8 protein-coding genes and 4 pseudogenes are annotated in these 8,455 nt (G+C 59.5%); 2 read left to right on the top strand and 10 right to left on the bottom strand.

Features of this window, described 5'->3' with window-relative positions:
• Positions 1-117 precede the first annotated feature (117 nt).
• Positions 118-276, top strand: a pseudogene (locus AC1DS3_RS31190) (IS4 family transposase); the annotation flags it as partial.
• 714 nt (positions 277-990) lie between these two features.
• Here AC1DS3_RS31190 and AC1DS3_RS31185 read toward each other — a convergent pair.
• Positions 991-1,443 carry an Lrp/AsnC family transcriptional regulator gene (locus tag AC1DS3_RS31185; RefSeq protein WP_441639706.1) on the bottom strand — a complete coding sequence of 151 codons (453 nt, stop codon included), beginning with the start codon at positions 1,441-1,443 and terminating at the stop codon, positions 991-993.
• Positions 1,444-1,557: 114 nt separating this feature from the next.
• Between AC1DS3_RS31185 and AC1DS3_RS31180 the strand changes: the two genes are divergently transcribed.
• On the top strand, positions 1,558-2,199 hold the full coding sequence (locus AC1DS3_RS31180; protein WP_441639691.1) for a LysE family translocator: 642 nt from the start codon (positions 1,558-1,560) through the stop codon (positions 2,197-2,199).
• A gap of 477 nt (positions 2,200-2,676) precedes the next feature.
• Here AC1DS3_RS31180 and AC1DS3_RS31175 read toward each other — a convergent pair whose 3' ends face one another.
• From AC1DS3_RS31175 to AC1DS3_RS31135, 9 genes and pseudogenes are all read right to left on the bottom strand, one after another.
• A complete protein-coding gene (locus AC1DS3_RS31175) occupies positions 2,677-2,871 on the bottom strand; it encodes a DUF1731 domain-containing protein (RefSeq protein ID WP_477128650.1) in 195 nt (64 codons plus the stop codon).
• Positions 2,872-2,955: 84 nt separating this feature from the next.
• The gene (locus tag AC1DS3_RS31170; RefSeq protein WP_441639692.1) at positions 2,956-3,456 is read right to left on the bottom strand and encodes an NAD-dependent epimerase/dehydratase family protein; all 501 of its coding nucleotides are present in this window, start codon (positions 3,454-3,456) and stop codon (positions 2,956-2,958) included.
• Positions 3,457-3,507: 51 nt separating this feature from the next.
• A complete protein-coding gene (locus AC1DS3_RS31165) occupies positions 3,508-4,095 on the bottom strand; it encodes a hypothetical protein (RefSeq protein ID WP_477128649.1) in 588 nt (195 codons plus the stop codon).
• An 89-nt stretch (positions 4,096-4,184) separates the two neighbouring features.
• Positions 4,185-4,796: pseudogene (locus tag AC1DS3_RS31160) on the bottom strand (cryptochrome/photolyase family protein); the annotation flags it as partial.
• A gap of 230 nt (positions 4,797-5,026) precedes the next feature.
• Positions 5,027-5,140 (bottom strand): annotated as a pseudogene (locus tag AC1DS3_RS31155) (H-NS family nucleoid-associated regulatory protein); the annotation flags it as partial.
• 329 nt (positions 5,141-5,469) lie between these two features.
• Positions 5,470-5,610, bottom strand: coding sequence for a hypothetical protein (locus AC1DS3_RS31150; RefSeq protein ID WP_441639711.1), 141 nt, complete (start codon positions 5,608-5,610; stop codon positions 5,470-5,472).
• A gap of 77 nt (positions 5,611-5,687) precedes the next feature.
• Positions 5,688-5,888: pseudogene (locus tag AC1DS3_RS31145) on the bottom strand (hypothetical protein); the annotation flags it as partial.
• A gap of 216 nt (positions 5,889-6,104) precedes the next feature.
• Positions 6,105-7,361, bottom strand: a complete 1,257-nt coding sequence (locus AC1DS3_RS31140) for an alpha/beta hydrolase family protein (protein WP_477109490.1) — start codon at positions 7,359-7,361, stop codon at positions 6,105-6,107.
• Between the two features lie 67 nt (positions 7,362-7,428).
• Positions 7,429-8,455, bottom strand: a 1,027-nt coding sequence (locus AC1DS3_RS31135; RefSeq protein ID WP_477128648.1) for an SDR family oxidoreductase, incomplete at its 5' end; no start/stop codon positions are given.

The following is an 8,455-nucleotide window of genomic DNA, read 5'->3' as shown; positions in this document are numbered from 1 at the left end:
TGGCTGCAGTTCATGATGATTCTCTAGCGGACTTACGTTTAGGCCGCGTTGACGAAGGTGCTCCGCATCGCGCGGCGTACAAATAACGGGAATTTGCCTGCTGCGTAGCCAATGCCAGCGTCGGGCCTGCCGCATACGCGACTGGTGTATGTCGCAGATCGTGAAGCCGACATGATCGCGCTGATGGCGCGGGCGCAGGAGTTGGGCACGCCGGCGGATTGGCTGATTCGCTCGACCCATGACCGCGCGCCGCCCGAGGGCGCGAAGCTGGGTTCAAGCGCGCGTCGCCAAGGTCAAGGTCGGCAAATTCGGTTTCCGTCCAGCACGGTGCTTGCAGGGCCAAGGCGTTCACGCAAAATGCGAGAGTAAACGCGAGCAGACCAAAGTTTACAAGCCAAGCTCTGTCTCATTGACCGACGGCAGTTGGCGCAGGATCGGGCAACTGCCGACCTAGTTGTGTATAAGCCGATGCCTTCAGGTGGGTGTGATTTCCTGGCCTCCAACTATCTACGATGTCATTTTCGATTTTTGGCTTGATCTTGCAAAGGATGTCAAAACGACTAGAGGAGATGAGCATGCAACGCACGACAGAGTACAGAGGTTTTGCAATACGCGTTGATTTGCTGAACACGCCGGAGGGGATGTTTGATACTTGGTTCCAGATCAAGGGGCCAGTTCAAGCGTGTGATGCAGTCTACGGTGCGCGCCTCAAGGTGTTTGGCTCCCCTTTTTCGCGCCGCTGGGCACATTTAGTGGGCGAACTCGCCGGACGGGCGTCCATCGATCAGTCCTGGGTGTCGACGAATAATGAATCGATTCTGGCAGCTTCTCACCTAAGCAGATGTACGCGTAGGCTGCCTGGCAAAGTGCGGCTTCGCCTTCGAAGGCAGCTTTGCGGGTACATCGGCGCTCCATACGGGACAACCTAGACCCGTTGCAGCCAATCAACTCATTTCCGCTCAAGCGGCGGCTTCCAAGTAAACGCGTCATTCAGTTTCGCGGCTTAGCGGGCGGCTGTTGCAGACCCCGTGCAACTAGTGGGGTCGACATCACGATTGACGTGCGAGTTTCGCCGTATAAGTTGATACGTTCAATCAGCCGTTCCAGATCGGCCAGGCTCACCGCCACCAATCGCATGACATAGGAGTCCGCCCCGGTTACGTGGTGGCATTCGAGCACTTCGGGGATCGTGCCAAGCAACTTGAGGAACTTTGCTTTTGCAGGTTGCGGCACAGTAATGCCGATCAGCGCACTCACCGCATAGCCCGCCGCGACGGGGTTGATCCGTGCTGAGTAGCCTTCGATGACCCCGGCTTCTTCCAATCGCTTGACGCGCTCCGTTATCGCCGGCACCGATAGATGGACCTGGCGGCCCAGTTCGGTATAGGTCACGCGTCCGTGATGCTGTAGCAAGGAAAGCACCTTCCAATCCAGTTCGTCCATCATGCCGTAGTTTTTAAGGCAGAAGCACCATTCTCTCTTAAAAACTGGCTTTTTGCACGATCGTAAACTGCCTACGATGCTTCTCAACATCAACGCAGTTCGTCGGAGAAGGCCATGTTGTTCGTTAAGTCAATGGTGATGGGTTTTTGCATAGCCGCGCCGGTTGGCCCCATCGGTATGTTGTGCATCCAGCGCAGCCTATCCCGTGGTTTTCGCTCCGGCTTTGCAACAGGAATCGGCGCAGCAAGCGCGGATGGCATCTACGGGTTGCTCGGCGCGCTCGGTATCGCTGGCTTGGCAGCGGCGCTGCCGATGCTGAGCGTGGCCCTGAAAATGGGCGGTGGCGTGTTTCTTGTTTGGCTGGCCTGGGGAATCGCTCGCGAAGTGCCTGCTGCTTCTACCGTTTCCCAAGGAGCACTGCGCACAACTGTCGCTCGCGATTTCATAACTACGTTTGGCCTTACGCTGTCCAATCCCATGACCATTCTGTCGTTCATCGGGATCTTTGCGGCGCTGGGGCCGCTGTCGGACTCGCACGATGGCCTTGGATGGCCCGCGGTATCGCTTATGGTCGGAGGGGTGTTTGCCGGCTCTGCCGTCTGGTGGTTGTGCTTGTGCACTGTGACCGCCATAGTACGGAAAGCGATACCAATCTCATTGATGCACAGCTTTTCGTGCATGTCGGCCATCGTGGTAGCTTTGTTTGGGTGCGTCCAGATGGTTTCTGGAGTGTCTAGTCTTATCCAGGGCATCTGACTTGCAGGAAGCCAGGGGCTGATGCTGCGAGAGCTTCCGGTTGCTCGAACGTCCCAAAGGTCATCAAAGTCACCGCCCGCTTCTGGGCCGATCTCCGTCATCGACACGTTCGTGGCAACGATCGACCCGAAAGGCGGCAATCGTAGAAGCGGACTCGCGCATTGGTGACGTGATGTCGAAGCCACCTTTGGCAACTCGCGACAGGCCCTAGATAGGTGTCGTCGGCGGGGCCGCTGGCATCTGACTTGTTCCAACGGGGTATTCATGAGCTCTCCTCATATCGGCTTGTACCGTTCATTGCCTATTCAACGAGGYCGAAATTCACGAACATATCGGTTCCGAATCAGTCGATCTCACTGCCGTCGCTAACGTAGCGAGCCCGGGCTAGCTGCAAAACCGATGAAACGTGTGGGCGCCGCGCTCACCATTCGAGCGCTGCGGGAAGAGGAGGTCGGGCAAGGGGAAGGGGGTGTCTTTCTATTGCCAAAGAGATGTAAGCGCGTTTCGCAATTCGCAAAATCGGAACTGGTAGCCGTCCTGCAACAGACGTGTTGGGAGGACCTCCGTGTCGCCTAGCAACAAGGCCGATTGCTCGCCAAGCACCAGACGGAACAACGCGGCGGGCAGGCGTAGGAGGACCGGCCGTCGCAGGACGCGTGCTGCCGTCCGCACGAACTCGGCCTGGCTGCAGGCGCCGGGTGCGGTCACGTTATAGACCAATGCCTCGCCGCCCCGACCATCATGGCGGCACGCGATCTACTCGAGTGCACCGAGCACGTCGGCGATGTGCACCCAACTCTGCAACTGTGTCCCGTTCCCGATCACCGCCCCCAGTCCTACCTGCAAGGCCCGACGCATGGCCGGCAATGCGCCGCCGTGGCCCAGAACAATGCCGAGCCTCACGCAGACGGTGTCGATGCCTAGCGCGCAGGCCGCACGCGCCGCCACTTCCCACTGCTGGCACAGCCGCGCAGCGTAGTCGCTGCCCGGCGCGCTGGCCTCGTCGAGACGACCCGGCGCGGCGGCGCCATAGTAGCCGATTGCCGAGGCACTCACCATCAGCCGAGGGCGGTGCTGCCTTGTCGCCAGCCAGACCACCAGTTGCTGTGTCAGGCCGATGCGGCTGTCTTCCAGCACGCGCTTGCGGCCGGTCGTCCAGCGCGGGCCCAGGATGGGGGCCAGGTTGATCACCACGTCGAAGACGGCGTCCGCCGGCAGCGCCTGCAGGCTGGCCGTAAGACGCGCGCCCGCAGGCAATCGCCGCGCCGGCGGGTTGACGCGACAACACGGTGACGGCGTGGCCTCCCATCAGCAGGCGAGATACCAATGCGCGCCCGATAAAGCCGCTGCCGCCGGTGACGAGGAAGCGCTGCGCAGCAGTTCCCTGCGGGCCCGAACGACGAGCGGCTCCAGGCCCAGAAGATGGAGGCACAAGCGCTGGGCGTCTGCAAGCTCCCGCAGGTGATCCAGTGCTGGGTGGCGGCCGGAAAATAGGCCATACGAGTCGGGTTCGCAGGCGAAGTCGATGCGGCTCGCGTAAACCACCTCTGGCACGCCATCGACGAGGCGCAGCGAACAAAGCTGCTGCCGACGGCGCAGGCGCTGGTTGAATAGAGGCAACTGCTCCTTGATGAGCCGCGCTTCCAGCAGGAGGGGCCCCGATCTCGTCCCCGGTGCGCTCATGGTCGATACGACGCAGTTGCCGCAGCATGCGCGTATCCCGGGCATTGCGCAGATGCGACAGCACGCGTGCGCGAGATCGACGCTCTTGCCGATATAAAGCGGCAGTCCGCTCCGCTCGCCATGGAACAGGTAGACGCCAGCGGCACGGGGCAGCGCGCGGGCTGCCTCGCGTAGCGGCTCCAGGGCTGACGGCAGCGKGGCGGCGCTCGGCAACGCGTCGTCCGCAGACCCGGTAATGCTGGGAAGCGGGGCGGATTGGCGACGAATCCTGCTGTCAGGCGTACGGGGAGGATGCGCTCGCTTCATAGCGAATCCCGTTGCTGCAGCGCGAGTTCAGCGTGCTCCCGCACTGCGGCACGTGCTTCTGTGCTGAAGCGGTCCCACTGGCGGTAGGCCATGGCCAGGCGCGGCAGTGTGCCGAGACGCCTCCGGTGGCGATCGAGGAATTGACAGTRGAGTGCGTTGTAGGGGCAGGCATTGACGCCGGTGCGGGCACGCTTGTCGTAGTGGCAGGCCTTGCAATAGTCGCCCATGCGATCGATGTAGGCGGCGCCAGAAATATACGGCTTGGTGGTGATCCGTCCGCCATCAGCGTACTGGCTCATGCCGAGCGTATTCGGCAGCTCGACGCATTCGAACGCGTCGATGTAGACGCCCAGGTACCAGCGATGCACCGCTTGCGGGTCTAGTCCTGCCATCAAGGCGAAGTTGCCGATCACCATCAGGCGCTGGATGTGGTGGGCGTAGGCGTCGCTTAGCGATTGTCCGATAGCCAGAGCCAGGCAGCGCATATGCGTGCGCCCGTTCCAGAACCAGGAAGGCAGTGGGCGTCGATGATCCAACACATTGAGTTTTCCTTACTCGGGCATGCGCGGCCAGTAGACGTTTCGTACGTATTCGCGCCAGCACAACAATGACCAGCTGTCTCTTAGCAGGCTGGAATATCGCTCAGCATGCGAGGATTGAGCGCAAGATTTGCGGTATCTCGAACGGTCGCCAGACGAAGGATCGCAGCGCTAGCGGACAGCGTTGTTCACATCAGCGATAATTGCAGCCCTAGGGGCATGATGCCGTCTCGAACATTATGTCTCTACTGTGTATCTGCATTTGGAGGGCGCCATACGCGACTCATCGATCCTCTGAGCTAGCAGGCAGCACGAAAATGCTCGATGGTTTGGCCCGCGTTCACCGCGCGTCGCAGCCAGTCTGGTAGCTCACCTTCACCGTCCCAGGTATGGCCTTGTGCATCCCTGAAGCGAATACGCCCTAAACGCGACGCACATTCTAGCCCAAGAAAGACATCCCCCAAGTTGGGAAACGCTGATCAATGAAGTCGGTGTATCATGGTATGCCTATGAAAATGCACCTCCTCAATGCCGCGATGACTCGCGCACTGATTTAATCAGCGTTTCCCTAAGGCGTTCATGGCATTTTCTATTTGCCCCCACAGTATTAATGCTGCCTTTTTATCGGCAGATGCGTCCAGTGGAATTGAGATGGGAGTTCCAAATGTGATGCGAATCACCGGGCGGCGAAGTAAATGCATGAGCCGGATATGTTCTGGCCCTTCGTAATGCGCGGGAATAACTATCGGCGCAAGTCCCCCTTGGGTGAAATGTGCTGGTACAGGGTTTGGCGCGTGACGCCGAGTTCTTCGCACAGATCGCCAACCTTGGTCTCCGGCTGCCCCATGGCGGCCACCGCCAGGCGCAACTTGGCGGCGGCCATCTTGAACGGTCGGCCGCCGTTCCGGCCGCGCGCGCCGAGGCCAAGCCGGCAATCGTGCGCTCGGTGACCAGTCTGCGCTCGAATTCGGCCAGTGCCGCGAAAATGCCGAAGACCAGCTTGCCGGCGGCGGTTGTGGTGTCAATGGCGGCACCATGCCCAACTGCCTCAAGCGCCGCCAGGGGCCCGATGATTTCCGTCCGATGCCGGGCCTGTTCCCGTGCCTCGCCGGACAGGGTGGCCACACCCTGCGCGGCAATCGGTAGTGCGTCTGCCGCCATGCCCAAACCTCGCTTTGGTGCATAAGAGTATTGAGCATAGTCGAGATTGGTGCTGACAACTACTGATATTCGGCTATCAGAAGCCGTATGCACACCGGGCGCAATCCCCAGACAATTGGTGCAGTCGCTTCTGAAAACGACAGCGGCGCATCGGGATATTTTCTCTGTCCCATTGCGCAGGGAGGCGAATTAATCGATTTATTGTCAGCGGCCAAATCAATTGCCGATCTTTAGCCGTCGCATGAGCCAGTTCGCGGTGAACTCGAAGTGCTCTCGCATGTTCGATTCGGCTGTGTGGCCATCATCCCCAAAGACCAGTTGCGTCACATTGAAGCCAAGAGCGGCAAGAGCTGTAGGCTCATCTCTGGAAACGAGATCTTCGCGGGCGCCGTTCACCATGAGAATGGGTTTGCGCAACTGCGCCGCGGTTGGCATCTTCAATTGACGTGAGAGTTGGAACGCTTCGTAGTATTCGCACATCGTCTGACGAGGTGTCGTCAGCGGATTCATGTTGGCAAATACAGTGTAGGGAGCGACGATCCATGCAGGCGCTTTCTCGCAATGCACTTGTCCGAAGCTCGCATCGCTGGGGCCACCTATATTGACAATCGCTTGGTAGAAGTCGTTTCGCAGCCCGCCAAGTGTTCCCAAATAGCCCCCCATGCTCCAGCCGTACACGGCCACTCGGCTTGTGTCCAGGTCGCTGCGAGTCTTGATGTAGTCCGCAACCGTGTCAAGCATCGCAGAGGACTCCGGACGGAATCCCAATTGATTCTCCCCGGTGTCTGGATTTTCCACGATGAGAGTTGCAAACCCGCGACCCATGAAGTAGTCGCTGTGCCGGATCATCTCCGTCTTCAGGTTGTCGAGGCCGCCGAGAATGACCAGCACCGGCGGCTTCTCATTGCTGCCGCTTGGCGTCGACAGTGCACGGAAGTAGCCAACGAATTCTTTTTCGCCGGCCTTGAATTTGATTCGCTGGAGCGGTCTTCCCAGGACCGCGTAGGCTCGTTCGGTCGCCTGCAGATCTGCAGCGGGGATCTGCTTGGGTAGCCGATTCATCCGCAGATAGAAAGCGGCCTGTTTGTAAGCGGCCGATGCGGACGCATTGTCGCCCCGCTCCTCGGCCACGTGAGCTTGTTCCAGATGCATCTGAGCGGCCTTGCTAAAAGTCGCTTGCCAGGTCGGCTCCAACGGTCCCACATGTTCCGGCAGAGTTCCAACGACGTCATCGAATGTGCTTGGCTCTATGCCAGCATCCTCGAGCCACCAACAGATATTGAACTTGAACGAAGGATGCATGCGAGCGATGCCTCCCGGGTACTCAGCCTGTCCTTTCCTGCAGAACTCGGCCATGCTGTCCGCGGCCCTGACTGAGGGGATGCCCTGCGCGGCGGATTCGCGCGGCACAACCGCAACAAGAAGGACGGCTCCAAGAAGCGTCAAGAGTTTCAAGATCAATTTGTCCGTCATAGTCTTTCCTTTTTGGGGTTCGGGAACTCCCTCCCAGAACCAGGGCGATGAAGAGGTCTACCTGGCGTTATTGGGGCGACGCACTGGGTAGCCAGCCATTGTGGCGATACCAAGCGACCGTATCGGCAACGGTTTGCTCGACTGGGCGAAATTTCAGGTGAAGTTTCTGCTCGCTCTTCGTGTGAATGAAATGACTGCGTCCCGCCTCCTTGCGCATCAGCCTCACCGTCGCCAAGCTGAGCAAGATGGGTTTGCCGCTGATCTTCGCGTAGAGCTCCTGTGCTGCCGCCAGGAAATACAGAAGTGGGAAAGGCAAGTTGCTTGTCGGCGTCTTGATGCCCGCGATCTTCCCCACCAAGGGAACCAATTCCTGCATCGTCATGTGGCGGCCAGCAGCCAGATAGCGTTCGCCGCGCTGGCCGCGCTCTGCAGCTGAAATCTGCGCCCTCGCTACATCACGAGCATCGACAACCGAGAAGCTCCCTGGCAGCAACCCAGGCAATTTTCCAAGCACTACATCGTTGACAAATTGTCCTGACGAAGTAGGGCCGATATCGGCAGGCCCCCACATCCACCCAGGCAAGACAAAGCTCGCATGCATGTCCGGATGCGTTTCAAGAAAGGCCGATACGACTTGATCGGCCAGTATCTTGCTTCGGTAATAGTTGTCGTCAGCATCTGCCAGGTCACGCAGGCAGGTCTCGTCGATGGGCATGCCCGGCTCGCCATTCAGCACCGCGATGGATGAGGTCTGAACGAAGCGCCGGATGCCGGCGTCGTATGCCCGCTCGATAAGCTTCTGCGTGCCATCCACATTGATGCGTTTKAGCTCTTTCCAGTGGCTGCCGCCCTTGAAGTTGTCTCGAAAGAAGGCGGCGGTGTGGAACACCACGTCACATCCTTGCAGTGCTCTGGAGAAAGCGGGTACATCCGCCATGTCGCCTAGCACCAATTCAACGCCTTTCAGTCCCGCGAACTGTTGCATACCTTTGGTCTCCGAGCGGGCGAGGGCCTTGACGGAGACACCGCGTGCGACCAGCTCACGCACAAGGTTGTTACCGAGAAGGCCTGTGGCGCCGGTGACGAACGCGGAC

This window comes from Cupriavidus sp. 01L46, from assembly GCF_056399905.1.
The sequence above is the reverse complement of the archived record's forward strand: the minus strand, read 5'-3'. Positions and strand labels throughout refer to the sequence as shown.

Coding starts and splice junctions, on each gene's coding strand:
- AC1DS3_RS31150 (WP_441639711.1), bottom strand. CDS start 5,610: ATGGCCGCCGCCAAGTTGCGCCTGGCGGTGGCCGCCATGGGGCAGCCG.
- AC1DS3_RS31185 (WP_441639706.1), bottom strand. CDS start 1,443: ATGGACGAACTGGATTGGAAGGTGCTTTCCTTGCTACAGCATCACGGA.
- AC1DS3_RS31180 (WP_441639691.1), top strand. CDS start 1,558: ATGTTGTTCGTTAAGTCAATGGTGATGGGTTTTTGCATAGCCGCGCCG.
- AC1DS3_RS31140 (WP_477109490.1), bottom strand. CDS start 7,361: ATGACGGACAAATTGATCTTGAAACTCTTGACGCTTCTTGGAGCCGTC.